The organism is Hymenobacter negativus (genome assembly GCF_017571495.1).
GTDB classification, from domain to species: Bacteria; Bacteroidota; Bacteroidia; order Cytophagales; family Hymenobacteraceae; genus Hymenobacter; species Hymenobacter negativus.
Window position 1 is genome coordinate 244,427 of sequence record NZ_JAGETZ010000007.1, and the last position, 13,655, is coordinate 258,081.

Below are 13,655 nucleotides of genomic sequence, written 5' to 3' on the forward strand. Positions count from 1 at the left end.
TATATCTTTATGAAATTTAACTTATCAAACAATGGAACCGCAACCTCGTGTGAAACCCATTCGGTTTCATGAGCTGGACCTGTTACGCTTTGTGGCCGCGCTGGCCGTTGTGTGCTACCACTATACCTATCGGGGCTTCGCCGCCGACCACCTGAGCCCGGTGAGCTACCCGGAAATCGACGGCGTGACCCGTTACGGCTACCTCGGGGTGGAGCTGTTCTTCATCATCAGCGGCTACGTGGTCCTGATGTCGGCGTACAACAAAACGGTGAAGCAGTTCTTCGTGTCCCGCGTCACGCGGCTGTATCCGGCGTTCTGGGTGGCGTGCACCCTCACGTTTGTGGTGGTAAAGCTATTTGGTCCGCACCTCGCACCCACCGACCCGCACTACACGCCCTACCTGGCGGTTTATCTCAAGCAGTACCTCGTCAACATGACCATGCTGTTCGAGTACTTCGGCTACCTCAACCTCGACACCGCCTACTGGTCGCTGACCTATGAGATAACCTTCTACTTCCTCATCAGCCTTCTGATTGGGTACAAGCTCATGGACCGCCTCATCAGCGTGGTAGCGGGCTGGCTGCTGCTCACGCTGGCCCTCTACCTGCTGGCCGGCGCCGACAGCCACAGCCCCGCCGCCTACCTGTTCATCAGCAAGTACAGCCCGTATTTTGCCGCCGGCATGCTGTTCTACCTGCTGCAAAACAAGCTGGCCAGCGCTCCCAAAATTTACGTGCTGCTGCTGGCGTCGCTGGTGCTGGCCCTGTACTCGGCCCACCAGGAGATGAACAACCTGAACCGGATTTTTCAGAATCCGCAAGCCTACTCCTATGCCGTGGTGGCCGGCGCTACAGTGCTGTTTTTTGGTGTCTTCTGGCTGCTGGCCAAGCGCAAGTTTGCATTGCCCCACAGTGCCGGGCTGGCGTTGCTGGGCACCCTAACGTACCCCTTGTACCTTATCCACAGCAATATCGGCTACGTGGCCTACCTGCGCCTGGGCCCGTCCATGAACCGGTGGCTGCTGCTGGCGCTATTGGTAAGCACCATGCTGGCCGTGGCCTATTTGATAAACCGCTGGGTAGAGCAGCCACTGAGCAAGCCGCTGGGCGCCTTCACCAACCGCCTCCTGCTGAAAATACACGCCCCCTCCAGTCCGGGCGCTGAGTTGCCGGCCGGCAAACCCCTCAATAGCTTAACCTGAAATGCTGCCAGTTTTAATTTTCAGTAAGAATAATCCAGCCGTTTCTGCTAACCCTTTACCTTTGTCGCGATGGAAGTAAAGACGTTTCCCATAGCCGGCCTGATTGAATTTGTTCCCCGCGTGTTTGCCGACGACCGGGGTGTGTTTTTCGAAACGTTCAGTGCCCGCCTCATGGCGCAGGCCGGAGCCGATGCCCAATGGGTGCAGGACAACCAGTCCAACTCTAAGAAAGGCGTGTTGCGCGGCCTGCATTTTCAGCGCCCGCCCCACGCTCAGGCCAAGCTGGTACGCGTCGGCCAGGGCCGCGCTCTCGATGTTGCCGTGGACCTGCGCCCCGACTCGCCCACCTACGGCCAGTACCAGACGGTGGAGCTCGCAGCTGCTCGTGGCAACATGCTCTACATTCCCATCGGCTTCGCCCACGGCTTCATCGCCCTCGAAGACGAGACCATCTTCCTCTACAAGTGCTCCGACTACTACGCGCCTTCCGCCGAAGGCGGCCTGCGCTGGGACGATGCCACCTTGGCCATTGATTGGGGCACAGAAGTAGCCCCTCTGGTATCGGGCAAGGACAATGAGCTCCCCAGTTTCAATGATTTTGTAAGCCCATTTTAGGACTAGACCCTAGCCGAGCATAGCGCGGCAATCCGTCCTGTAAATGCGACTACCGCAATAATGTGAAAAGCCCCAGTACTATACAGTACCGGGGCTTTTATACTTCCCAGGGCTTAATTGCAGCACCATGCTCGCAATGACGGGCTACAGCATCTCCACCAGGGTTTCCAGGGCCATGCCGCGGCTGCCTTTCACCAGGATTTGCCGGCCACGCACCGGGTGCTGGCGTATCCAGTCGGCCGCCTCCGCTTTGGTCGCGAAATGCCGGGCCGTTGCGGCTTGTGCTGCTGCTCCAGCCATCTCCGAGCCGATGAGCAGCACCTCTGGGAACTGCAGCCCGGCCAACAGCTGGCCCAGGTGCTGGTGTTCGGCAGCGCTGTCGTCGCCCAGCTCAAACATATCGCCAAGGATGACCAGCTTGGTGTGGCCAGGTGCCACGGGGCGGCCCGCAAAGCTGCGCAGCGCCGCGGCCATGCTGCTGGGGTTGGCGTTGTAGGCATCCAGCACCAACTCGTTGCCGGCGGCGGTCCGCACCAGCTGCGAGCGGTTGTTTTGCGGGTTGTAGCTGGCTAGGGCGGTAGCCACTTTAGCAGTTGAAATCCCGAAGTGCAGCCCTACAGCGGCAGCCGCGGCCAGGTTCGGGAAGTTGTAGTCGCCGGTGAGCTGGGCGGCTACGTCGGTGCCGTCGGCCAGGCGCAGGGCCACGGCGGGGTCGGCGGCCAGCAGCGTGGCGGGGTAGGTATCCACCAGATTGGGGTAGCTGATGCGCGTGGGCACCTGTGCCGCCAAGGACGGCAGGCGGGCATCAAGCGTATTCACGAAGGCTGTGCCACCGTTGCGGACCAGGTAGTCGAACAGCTCGCCTTTGCCCAGGGCCACGCCTTCAGCCCCGCCAAACCCTTCGAGGTGAGCCTTGCCGATGTTGGTGATGAGGCCGTGGGTGGGGGCGGCCCATTCGCAGTAAGCCGCGATTTCGCCCCGATGGTTGGCGCCCATCTCAATCACGGCGAAATTGTGCTCGCCGGCCCGCAGGCGCAGCAGCGTGAGCGGCACCCCAATGTGGTTGTTGAGGTTGCCGATGGTGGCCAGCACCTGGAATTGCTGAGCCAACACGGCGGTAAGCAGTTCTTTGGTAGTGGTTTTGCCGTTGGAACCCGTCACGGCCAGCACCGGGATGCGGAACTGCTGCCGGTGCTCTGACGCCAGTTCCTGCAGAGCCCGCAACGGGTCGGGGGCATAGGTGTAGCGGATGGGGTCGGAAGCGGCCAGCAGCACATCGTCCACCACGGCATGGGCGGCGCCTTTGTCCAAGGCGCCGGCAGCAAAGGCCGCGCCGCGGAAGCTGGGGCCGTTCAGGGCGAAAAACAGGGTGCCGGGCTGGGGTTGGCGCGAATCGGTGCTGACTTGGCCGCCGGCGGCCAGGTAGTGGGAGTAAAGCGGCGTAGGCATGAACGGAAAAGGCTTACCGGATGTAACTTGGTACAAAGGTGGGCGCGATTTTTGTAGTTCGCAGCACAACCCAATACCAACCTTTCACACTATTCCTTTCCATATGCTTCGTTCTTACGCGTTGTTACTGGTATTCCTGACGATTACCATCGTCAGCAAGGCCCAGGCACCTACCAGTTTTGGCTTCGAATACCGACCCGTAGCCAAAGTGGTGCACGGCACCGATACACTGCGCAATGCCTGGGCTGGCGGCTTCAACACGCCGCAGTTCAGCACCATCGACCTGAACAATGACGGCCAGCAGGACCTGTTTGCCTTCGACCACGAAACCAATCGCTGCTACACCTTCCTCAATGTGGCCACCGCGGGCACGGCCGCCGGCCGCCGCTGGCAATACGCCCCGGAGTACGAAACCATTTTTCCGGATAGCCTCAACAGTTGGGTACTGCTGCGCGACTATGACTGCGACGGCCGCGCCGACATCTTCACTTACGTTAATGGCGGCAACATTGCGGTGCTGCGCAACGTGCTGGTCAACGGCCGCGTCACGTTTCAGCTCACCACCAATCAAATCCGCTACTCGGGAAGTTTTGTGGGCACGGCCAACCTCACCATTGGCGGCTACAACCTGCCAGCCATTCAGGACGTGAACGGCGACGGCAAGCTCGACATCATGAGCTATGATTTTGTGGCCTCATCCCAAATTGAGCAATACATCAATACCAGCCCCGGCACCTGCGGTGGGGCCCTCACCTTTACCATGAGCACCAGCAAGTGGGGCGATATGGAAGCTTGCTCGGGCTGCTCGGCCTATATGCTCAACGGGCAGCAGTGCTTCACGGCGCAGCGGCCCACCCACACCGGCGGCCACAGCCTGCTGCTGGTCGACCTGGACGGCGACGGCGACCAGGACGTGCTCGACGGCCGCGACAACTGCCCCGAGCTGACCCGCCTGCTCAACCAGGGCACCACAGCTGCACCCGTAGTGACGCAGGCCGGTATTTCATCCAGCTTTCCCTCGGCTGGCGCGCCGGTTCGGGTACCGGTATTCCCAGCCGGCTATTCTTTCGATGCCAACTTCGACGGCCGCCCCGACCTGGTGGTAGCGCCCAACATGGTGAACAACCTGGCCGACCTTGTGAGCATGAGCCACAACGTGCAGCTGTACGCAAATGGCACGGCTAGTGGCGCTCCTTCCTATACCTACCAAGCGGCGGGCTTCCTGCAAAATGAGATGATTGACGTGAGCGAAGGGGCAGCGCCCACCTTCGGTGACATTGATGGCGACGGCTTGACCGATATGCTTATCGGCAACCAGGGCGACCAGGTGGGCGGGACGTACCGGGCTTCGCTCACGTACTACCGCAACGTGGGCACCCGCGCCCGGCCAATTTTCAAGCTGATGAACAGCGACTACCTGGGGCTGTCCAGCCAGTCGCTGCAAGGCATCAAGCCCGTGCTGGTCGACCTGAACCGCGACAACGCCATCGATTTGGCCTACAGCGTGTGGGACCGGGGTACGAACGTGCTGTACTATATTCTGAACACGGCCAATTCCGGACAAGCCGTGACACTGAATGCGGCCAATGCTGTCGATTTTAAGCGTCAGGGCCCTGTGGGCGCTGCCTATCCCAATCCGACCATTGCCTCGGGTGTGCTCACGTATACCCGGGGCGACATGCCCTACTTCACGGATGTAGACAACGACGGCTTCGTGGATTTGCTCATTGGTACCAACGAAACGCGGGAGCCGGGCATGAGCCTGCGCTACTTCCGCAACCGCGGCCGGGGTGCACTCGATAGTGCCTTTGTGTTGGTGAACAATGACTTTGGGCAAATTCGCGATTCCAAAGGCCAGCGTCCGGTCAACCTGAGCCCCTCGGTAGCCGACTTCGACGGCGACGGCCGCCCCGACCTGGTAGTGACCGATGATGAAGGCATGCTCCGCTTCTTTTCCGATTACCGTAGCCAACAGGGCAGTCTGTTCTCGGAACGCAACGATGTGCTGTACAATAACGTTAAGGGCCAGTATGAAACCAACCGCCTGGGCAAAGACCTCTACACCCACTACGGACTGGCCGCTGCCGATGTAGACGGTGACGGGGCTCCCGAACTCTTCGTTGGTACCGAAACGGGCGGTGTGCTCAGCTACGGCACCCGCAACCGCGGCACCGTGACGGCCACTCACGCCGAAGCCGCTCGCGCCCTGGCCCTGAGTGTGTACCCCAATCCTGCCACCGCGACGGCCACCGTCGAAACCGCCACGCCCACCCGTCTCACCGTGTTCGACCTCACCGGCCGCGTAGTACTGACCGGAGCCACCGCCCAACGCCGCCATGCCCTGAGTCTCACCAGCCTGACGCCCGGTGTGTACCTGGTGCGCGCCACCGGCGCCGATGGTGTATCGGCCGTGCAGCGCCTGGCGGTGCAATAAGGCACCATTGCCATTGCGAGCGGAGCAATTTGTCCGCTCAATGCGGCAAACCTTGAGTGATAACAAGCTATTGCTAATCAATAACAGAAAAGCCCCGGCTCAATCCAGTGCCGGGGCTTTTCAAATTTAGCAGGATTGGCTGCACTGAGAGGATGGATTGTTGCCACTTGATGCGCGGCGTGTCGTACTTCCTCGCAATGACAGTGGACTTCAGCCGCGCAGCTCAAAGGCGTCACCGTCATTCAGTGCCGTGAAGCGGGTGCGGAACTCGTCCAGCTCGTCGCGCTTCAGCGTGTGCGTGAAAATGCCTGCTTCGGAATTCGCCTCTGCCAGGTAGTTGCCTTTGGCATCAAGCAGAGCCGAGTCGCCGGAGTATTCGTGACCTAGTGCATCCTGGCCTATTCGGTTCACGCCCAGGGTGCAGGCCACGTTCTCAATGGCCCGGGCCCGGAGCAGCGTCATCCAGGCGGTGCGGCGCACGGCGGGCCAGTTGGCCACGTACAGCAGCAGGTCGTAGGGCTCGGTGGAGTGGTTGCGGCTCCAAACGGGGAAGCGCAGGTCGTAGCACACCAGCGGGCAAATGCGCCAGTCGCGCCAGTCTTCTACCAGACGGACCTGGCCGGGGGTGTAGGTGTGCTGCTCGCCGGCCAGCGTGAAGAGGTGCCGCTTGTTGTAGTAGCTCAGTGTGCCGTCGGGCCGCACCCAGAGCAGCCGGTTGAAGTAAGCCCCGTTTTCTTCGATGATGACACTCCCCGTCACCACAGCATCGTGCGCGGCGGCCTGCTCGCGGAGCCAGGCCACGGTGGGGCCGCTCATGGTTTCGGCCTGGCCCGCAGCCTCCATGCTGAAGCCGGTGGTAAACATCTCGGGCAGCACAATGAGGTCGGTGGGCTGGGAGAGGGTAGCAAGCTGCTGGCCAATGGCCGCGCGGTTGGCGGCGGCATCATGCCAGTGCAGCGCAGTTTGAAGGAAGGAAACGGTGAGGTCGGACATAAGGGCGAAGATTACTAGCTTGAGAACGTTATGCTGAGCCTAGGCATGACGTTCTTGATTTCCATGCTACCGTAGCCGGGCTGCTGCGGCTTCCAGTGTGGCGGCTTCTTTCGCAAAGCAAAACCGAATCAGCCCCTCATCAAGCCCATCGTGGTAAAACGCGGATACTGGCACCACGGCCACACCCTTCTCGCGGGCCAGAAACTCGGCAAAAGCGACATCTTTGGCTGGTGAGAAAGCATCGTAGCGAGCCAGCTGGAAGTAGCCGCCAGGCACGGGAAGCAAGTCCCAGCCCGCACCGGCCAGCAGCGTGCGGAAATGGTCGCGCTTTTCCTGATAAAAGGTCGCCAGGCCGCGGGCGTGAGCATCGGTTATGTCGGCTTCGAGGGCATCAGCCAGGGCGTGCTGGGTGGGCGTGCTCACGGCGAAAGTCACGAACTGGTGCACCCGTCGCACTTCGGTGGTGAGGGCGGGCGGCGCAATGCAATAGCCGGCTTTCCAGCCGGTGGCGTGGTAGGTTTTGCCAAATGACGAGAGCACGAAGCTGCGCTCACGCAGGGCTGGGTGCTGCCGGGCACTTATGCGCGGTGCATCGTCAAACACCAGGTGCTCATATACTTCATCGCTGAGCACGAGGGCGTCGGTACCATCCAGGAGGCGGGCTAGCTCGTGCCAGTCCTCGGCTGTGAAAACAGCGCCGCTGGGGTTGTGCGGCGTGTTCACCATCACCAAGCGGGTGCGCGGCGACAGCACGCGGCGCACGGCGTCCCAATCGGGGCGGAAGTGCGGGGCGGGCAGGCGCACGTAGCGCGGGATGCCACCCTGCAGCCGGATGGCTGGCCCGTACAGGTCATAAGCCGGCTCAAACACCAACACCTCATCGCCGGGTCGCACCACGGCAGCCAGCACGGCATACAGCGCCTCGGTGGCCCCGGCCGTGATGGTGATTTCAGTAGCTGGGTCGGGCGCGGGGGCATCGGCTTGCAGGCGGGCTACCTGGGCAGAAATGGCTGCCCGCAGGCGCGGCAGGCCGGGCATGGGCGCGTACTGGTGGTGGCCGGGGGTGCGGGCATGGCGGGCCAGCGCCTCCAGCAGCTCCTGCGGTGGGTCGTAGTCCGGAAAGCCCTGGGCAAGATTAATGGCGCCGGTTTCCTGGGCCAGTAGGGTCATTTGGGTGAAGATGCTGACGCCAACATCGGGGAGCTTGGAGTGGAGCACGGCAGGCATGGGTTGATTCGGGGGAATGAGAATTGAGTAGTCCCGCCCAAGTTTAAGCAAGCCTCACCTAACATCGGGCAGAGAGTGCTCAGTAGTAGGCGAAGCTCGCTCAAATATTAGGGGAGAGTCCTCTACTATTAAGGGTTCTCCCGTAATGTTTAAAGACCCTCTTCCAAGGTTAGGCGAGGGTGGATTATAGATAAATCTGAAACGTCGTGCCCTCGTCCACGGCGCTGTTCACTTCCAGCCGGCCGCCGTGGTTCTGCACGATGCGGTTGACGAGATACAGGCCCATGCCCGTGCCATCGACGTGGGGATGGAAGCGCCGGAATAGCTGGAATAGCTGCGGTCCAAACCGCTCCAGGTCGATGCCCAGGCCGTTGTCTTCCACGGTGAGAATTGGCCGGCCGGTTACCAAATCGGGGGTGCAACTGAGGCGGATACGGGGTGGCCGGCCGGGCGCTGCGTACTTAATGGAATTACTGATGAGGTTGAAGAGCACGCTTTGCAGGTTGGGTCGCACGAAGGTCATCAGCGGGCAGGTGGCAAAGTCCAGCTCGAACGTGGCCCCGGCCTGCGTTACCTGGTCTTGCAGGCTGGCAATGACTTCGGCCACCAGCGGAGCAAGCTCCACGGCCTCGGTGGGCAGTTCCTGCTGCTGGCGCTGCACCTGCACAATGGCGCTGAGGTCGTCGATGGTAGCATAAATCCGGTTCAGGGCGCGCTCAAAATAAGTAATGAGCTTGATGGCGTCGGGGTCGCGGAAATAGGCGGTGCGGGTTAGTTCCTCAAAAATGCCGGCCATGTTGTTGATGGGCTGCTTGAGGTCGTGGCTAGCAGTGTAAATGAAGTTGTCGAGGTCTTCGTTGGTACGTACCAGCCGGGCGTTTTTCTCCTCCAACTGCTGCTGTGCCTGCTTAAAATCGTGAATGTCGGTATTGGCGCCCACCCAGAGCGTGATGGTGCCGGTACTATCGCGCAACGCCTCGCCCCGGGCCAAGAACCAGCGGTACTGGCCCTGCCGGTTGCGCCAGCGGTGCTCGGTTTCAAAGGAGTCGCCGGTAGTGAGGCTGTGCTGCCAGCGACTCATAGTGAGAGCCAAATCATCGGGGTGGATGAAGTGCTCCCAACCCCAATCCTGGAGCTCGGCAAAGGTCCCACCCGTGAAATCATACCAGCGCTGGTTGTAGTAGTTCACGCTGCCATCGGGCCGGGAGGTCCAAGCCATCTGGGGCAGGGTTTCGAGCAATTGCTTGAAGCGGGCCTGACTAGCCAGCACCTGCTCCTGCAGCACGCGCAGCTGGTGCACGTCGGTGTTGGTGCCGTACCACTTCAGCAACTGGCCGCTGGGCGTGCGGCGCGCCTGCGCCTGTCCCAGAAACCAGCGGTACTGCCCGTCGTAGCCACGCAGGCGGAATTCGGCCTCGTAGTAGCGCTGCGTGGCAATGGCGTGCTCCCAGCGTTCCTGCATGTGGTCCCGGTCGTCGGGGTGCACAAAGCTGAGCCAGTGGGCGGCGCCGTTCTGGGTCATGGGCACACCCAGGTAGGCGGCCGTGCGGTGGTTGTAAAAGTCAACCGTGCCGTCGGGCTTGGCCGTCCATACTTGCTGCGGAATACTCTCGGCCTGAATCCGTTGTTCCTCTTCGCTTTCGCTGAGCCGGTCTTGCAGCAAGCGCAGCTCGGTAACGTCGGTGTTGGTGCCAAACCAGCGCACGGCCCCGGTCGACGCGTCCCGAATAGGCCGCGCCCGGCTCAGGAACCAGCGGTACTCGCCGTCGTGCCGCCGCAGTGGGAAAGTGTCTTCCCACGGCTCACCGCTGCTGATGCTGGCCAGGTAGCGCTCAACTATCCCAGCCACCAGGGCTGGGTCGTGCACCGCTTGCCAGCCGTCGCCTTGCATGGTGGCCAGGTCCGAGCCGGTGTAGTCGTACCACTGCTGGTTATACCAGAAAATGTGGCCCGTCTCATCAGCCATCCAGGCCAGCTGGGCCATGTTTTCGGCCAGGGTGGCAAAGTCGGCGCGGCTGCGTTCCAGCTCCTCGTCACGGCGCTTGATTTCCGCTGCCAGGGCTTCGGCTTCGCGGCGGGCCAGTACACGGTTCGTCACATCGACTGCAAACGCCAGCACGCCGGTAATCTGCTGCTGGTCGTTGCGCAGGGCCTGGTAGGTAAAGTCAAGGAAAGACTGTCTCGATTGACCCGTGGTCGGGTCCAGCAGCAGTGCCGGGATTTCTTCGCCCACAAAGGTTCCGCCGGTGTGGTACACACGGTCGAGCAAGGCAATGAAGCCTTGTTCCGTAGCTTCGTTAATATGCTCAGCCGCTGGCCGGCCCAACTGGGCCCGGTAGCCCACCAGCGCATCAAACCCCGGATTGGTAAACGTGAACCGATGCTCTGGGCCTTCGAGAGTGGCAATGAGGGCCGGGGTTTGGCTCAGAATCTGGCTGAGCTGCTGGTCTTTGGCTTCAAGGTGTTGCCGGGCCTCGTGCAGCTCGTGAATGTCGAGGTCCGAGCAGAACCACTGGCGCGGACGGTCCGCTGCTTCGGCCTCGGCCAGCGGCTCGGGCACGCCCTCACTCATGAACCAACGGTACTGGCCGTCGTGCCGACGCAGGCGCAGCTCGTAGCGCCACGGGGTGCCGGCGGCCAGGGCGGCAGCGTATGCAGTGGCAACCCGGGCGTTATCTTCCGGGTGCAGGCAAGTTGCCCATGCCTCCGACAGGTCATCGGTTGCGTTGGTGCCGGTGTAGGCGTACCACTGCGGGCTGATGTAGAGCACCTGCCCGTCCTGGTCGCTGATGAAGGTGATGGAAGGGAGGCTTTCCGTCACGCGCCGCAGGCGTTGGTCGGCAGCATGGGCTTCGGTGGTCAGGGCATCGTTCCGCTGGCGGGCCTGCACCTGCTCGGTCACGTTGAGGCTGTAGGCCAATACGCTGGGCGGCGTGCCAATTTCCCCGGCCAGTGGCAGGTAGCCGAAGTTGTGGAATTGCTCGCGCAGCTCGGCCGTAATGGGGTCAGCCAGCATGCTACGCTCCTCGTGGCCGAAGATGGGCTGGTTAGTCGCAACCACCTTCCCCAATAGGTCTAGATACCCTTGCGCTGCTATTTCGGGCAGGCTTTCGGCGGCGGTACTGCCCACCCGGACCCGTGGCCCCATAAACTGCTGTGCCTGCCCCGATAGGAACGTGAACCGGAAATCGGGCGCCTCCATGGTGGTAATGGTGAGCGGCAGTTGGTCGAGGATGCGCTGCATGTGCCGCTGCTGCTGCGCCACCTGCTGCTGGGCCCGGCGGTGGGCATCCACGTCGGCGCATATGCCAAACCAGCGCTGCACCTGTCCAGTGGCATCGCGCTGGGCCGCCACCTGCGCCATAAACCAGTGGTACTCGCCATCGGTCCCACGCATCCGGAATTCCAGCTCAAATTCCTGTTTCGAACTCAGGGCCTCGCCCCAGCGGGCGTACATTCCGCCCAGGTCATCGGGGTGAATTATTTCCTGCCACAGCGCGGCCTTGTCGGCCTCGCTCATGGTCAGCACATCGTGGCCGGTATAGGCAATAAAGCGTTGATTGGTGTACTCCACCGTGCCGTGGGCATTGGCAGCCCACACCAGTTGCGGCAGGCTTTCGGCCAGAAACCGAAACTGCTGCCGTTCGCGCGCGGTGGCTTGCTGGCTGCGCAGCTCCGCCGTCACATCAAGCAGGCGCAGCAGTAGGTACTGCGGCGCTTGCTGCGGCACAGGCTGGAGCGTAGCTTGCCAAGAGCAAGGTGCCGCGTCGTCGTCAGCGGCTGGCAGGGGCGGGAGTAGCACCTGCGTGGTGCCGGCTTGGGCAGCGGTCAGGCCAGCTTCCCAATCGGTGGCAGTAGCTACCACGGCCCCATTGGCTTCGGCTGCCGCCACCAAAACAGCTAGCGGCTGGCCAATAAATTCAGCCCCGGTGCTGTCCGTCGACGCCAGCGCCAGCAGGGCGTGGTTCAGTTGCAGCACCGTGCCCTCGGGCGTCAGTACCCCATGCGGAGCCGGGAGCAGCGAAAAAAGCAGCTCGAAATCCAGAGTAGGAGGCGCAGAGGGAGACATAAAAAGGGTGTTCGAAGGCAAGCTGCCCGCCGGAATCTTTTCCGTTTTCAAAGATAAGTTGCCAGTGCCCCGTAAAAGCAGGCATTAGCAAAAAGCCCCGGCCTGCAAAGGACCGGGGCTTCAACATAAAAGCATACAAAAGCGCCGCCCTTACAGTGGACTCTTGAGTTCTTTCGGGAACAGCTTCTGCACGTGCTCCACCTTATGGGCCGAGACGTGGGCGATGTAGGGGTTTTCGGGGTGCAGGCGGTAGTAGCCCTGGTGGTAGTCTTCGGCTGGCCAGAACTTCTGGAAGGGCACCACCTGCGTTACAATCTTGCTGTCGTATTCTTTGGAGGCGTTGACTTTGGCAATGGTCGCTTCCAGAATTTTTTTCTCCTCCGGCGTGCGGTAGAACGCGGCCGAGCGGTATTCCGGCCCGCTATCAGGGCCCTGGCGGTTGAGTTGCGTAGGGTCGTGCGAGGCGGTGAAGAAGATGTCGGCCAGCGTCTGGTAGCTGATGACTTTGGGGTCGTAGTAAATCTGCACGGTTTCGGTGTGGCCGGTGCGTTGGTCGGCCACTTCCTCGTAGGTGGGGTTGGCCTTGGTGCCGCCGGCGTAGCCGCTCACCACCTGCTTCACGCCCTTGAGCTGCTCAAATGCTTCCTCCTGTGCCCAGAAGCAGCCGCCGGCAAACGTGGCTTCGGCCAACCCGGTGAGGTTGGTTGGGGCAAAGCCGGCCGTGGAGCGCGGCGGGTTTTGGGCATCGGCCGGCTGCTGCGTGCCGCAGGCAAACGTGAAAGCCAGCACACTCAGGCTAGCCAACGATTTCAATCGGTTTTTCATGGGAAAAAGAAAGACGAAAAAGGCCGCAACCGGCCGGTACATGACAATAGACGCGCGCCGGCAGCCAACCTTACAGCTGCATAAGCGCCACAGGAAAGCATACGAAAATCAGATACCCCACGGCTTGCGCCGACCTAAAGTAGCCGTGTATAAGAGTGTGTCTGGCGCGGGGCCGAGTGGTTGAGCAGCCGTGCCAGACTTAACAAGCGTTTCAAAAATAAAACGACGCCACGCACTACAAAGCTTCTTCTACGTACTTATCGCGAAAAGGACAGTTGAGGTGGCCTGATGTGCCGCTGAATTAGGATTCAATAAACAATGCTGAAGATGATTCGGGGTTATGTACACCCTTTTTACGTATTTACCGTAGTAGAGCCACTGTCCTTTCCACCAGTCCATGTCCCTACAAACTTTACTCGAAGATTCTCATATCATTATTAGTTACGACCACTTGAGCGAATGGCTGGTAGCCGACTGGCGCGGCGACCAGAACTTGGTCAGCGTGCAGCAGGGCGGCGCAGAAATGCTGCGGCTGCTCAAGCAGCAGCAATGCTATAAAGTGCTGAATGACAATACTAATGTCACTAGCATGTGGAGCGAAGCCGCCGAATGGGCCGGCAAAGAATGGTTTCCAGCCATGACGGCGGCGGGACTGCAATACTTTGCCTGGGTGTATTCTCCCAATACCTACAGCCGCCTGTCCACCGACCTGACCCTGCAATTCACCGGCGCCGCGCCCATCGTAGCCACTTTCGATGATATAGCCACTGCTGCGGCCTGGCTTAAGCAGGTGTAACCCTTCGGGCCGCTGGCGGGTAAATGTTGTTTTGCCTGCTTGTCTA

9 protein-coding genes are annotated in these 13,655 nt (G+C 61.1%); 4 read left to right on the forward strand and 5 right to left on the reverse strand.

Annotation, left to right across the window (positions count from 1 at the left end; genetic code table 11):
- Positions 1 to 31: 31 nt before the first annotated feature.
- A complete protein-coding gene (locus J4E00_RS16360) occupies positions 32 to 1,201 on the forward strand; it encodes an acyltransferase family protein (protein ID WP_208176253.1) in 1,170 nt (389 codons plus the stop codon).
- A gap of 69 nt (positions 1,202 to 1,270) precedes the next feature.
- The gene (rfbC, locus tag J4E00_RS16365; protein ID WP_208176254.1) at positions 1,271 to 1,816 is read left to right on the forward strand and encodes a dTDP-4-dehydrorhamnose 3,5-epimerase; all 546 of its coding nucleotides are present in this window, start codon (positions 1,271 to 1,273) and stop codon (positions 1,814 to 1,816) included.
- Between the two features lie 144 nt (positions 1,817 to 1,960).
- Here the strand turns inward: rfbC and J4E00_RS16370 are convergent, their stop codons facing one another.
- Entirely contained in the window at positions 1,961 to 3,265 is a 1,305-nt protein-coding gene (locus J4E00_RS16370) for a UDP-N-acetylmuramoyl-tripeptide--D-alanyl-D-alanine ligase (RefSeq protein WP_208176255.1), read from the reverse strand.
- A 103-nt stretch (positions 3,266 to 3,368) separates the two neighbouring features.
- On the opposite strand from J4E00_RS16370, the gene J4E00_RS16375 reads away from it, so the two are divergent.
- Positions 3,369 to 5,699, forward strand: coding sequence for a T9SS type A sorting domain-containing protein (locus J4E00_RS16375; RefSeq protein ID WP_208176256.1), 2,331 nt, complete (start codon positions 3,369 to 3,371; stop codon positions 5,697 to 5,699).
- Positions 5,700 to 5,909: 210 nt separating this feature from the next.
- On the opposite strand, the gene J4E00_RS16380 is transcribed toward J4E00_RS16375, so the two are convergent.
- From J4E00_RS16380 to msrA, 4 genes are all read right to left on the reverse strand, one after another.
- On the reverse strand, positions 5,910 to 6,692 hold the full coding sequence (locus J4E00_RS16380) for an amidohydrolase (protein WP_208176257.1): 783 nt from the start codon (positions 6,690 to 6,692) through the stop codon (positions 5,910 to 5,912).
- A gap of 66 nt (positions 6,693 to 6,758) precedes the next feature.
- Positions 6,759 to 7,919 (reverse strand): methionine aminotransferase, encoded by a 1,161-nt coding sequence (locus J4E00_RS16385; protein WP_208176258.1) that lies wholly within the window; start codon positions 7,917 to 7,919, stop codon positions 6,759 to 6,761.
- Between the two features lie 184 nt (positions 7,920 to 8,103).
- Positions 8,104 to 11,988 carry a PAS domain-containing protein gene (locus tag J4E00_RS16390; RefSeq protein WP_208176259.1) on the reverse strand — a complete coding sequence of 1,295 codons (3,885 nt, stop codon included), beginning with the start codon at positions 11,986 to 11,988 and terminating at the stop codon, positions 8,104 to 8,106.
- 150 nt (positions 11,989 to 12,138) lie between these two features.
- Entirely contained in the window at positions 12,139 to 12,813 is a 675-nt protein-coding gene (gene msrA / locus J4E00_RS16395) for a peptide-methionine (S)-S-oxide reductase MsrA (protein ID WP_208176260.1), read from the reverse strand.
- A gap of 397 nt (positions 12,814 to 13,210) precedes the next feature.
- Between msrA and J4E00_RS16400 the strand changes: the two genes are divergently transcribed.
- Positions 13,211 to 13,609 carry a hypothetical protein gene (locus tag J4E00_RS16400; RefSeq protein ID WP_208176261.1) on the forward strand — a complete coding sequence of 133 codons (399 nt, stop codon included), beginning with the start codon at positions 13,211 to 13,213 and terminating at the stop codon, positions 13,607 to 13,609.
- Positions 13,610 to 13,655: the final 46 nt, after the last annotated feature.

What these genes read in the sequence shown, in the direction of transcription:
- J4E00_RS16360 (WP_208176253.1), top strand. Translation starts at nt 32, where the DNA reads ATGGAACCGCAACCTCGTGTGAAACCCATTCGGTTTCATGAGCTGGAC.
- rfbC (WP_208176254.1), top strand. Translation starts at nt 1,271, where the DNA reads ATGGAAGTAAAGACGTTTCCCATAGCCGGCCTGATTGAATTTGTTCCC.
- J4E00_RS16370 (WP_208176255.1), bottom strand. Translation starts at nt 3,265, where the DNA reads ATGCCTACGCCGCTTTACTCCCACTACCTGGCCGCCGGCGGCCAAGTC.
- J4E00_RS16375 (WP_208176256.1), top strand. Translation starts at nt 3,369, where the DNA reads ATGCTTCGTTCTTACGCGTTGTTACTGGTATTCCTGACGATTACCATC.
- J4E00_RS16380 (WP_208176257.1), bottom strand. Translation starts at nt 6,692, where the DNA reads ATGTCCGACCTCACCGTTTCCTTCCTTCAAACTGCGCTGCACTGGCAT.
- J4E00_RS16385 (WP_208176258.1), bottom strand. Translation starts at nt 7,919, where the DNA reads ATGCCTGCCGTGCTCCACTCCAAGCTCCCCGATGTTGGCGTCAGCATC.
- J4E00_RS16390 (WP_208176259.1), bottom strand. Translation starts at nt 11,988, where the DNA reads ATGTCTCCCTCTGCGCCTCCTACTCTGGATTTCGAGCTGCTTTTTTCG.
- msrA (WP_208176260.1), bottom strand. Translation starts at nt 12,813, where the DNA reads ATGAAAAACCGATTGAAATCGTTGGCTAGCCTGAGTGTGCTGGCTTTC.
- J4E00_RS16400 (WP_208176261.1), top strand. Translation starts at nt 13,211, where the DNA reads ATGTCCCTACAAACTTTACTCGAAGATTCTCATATCATTATTAGTTAC.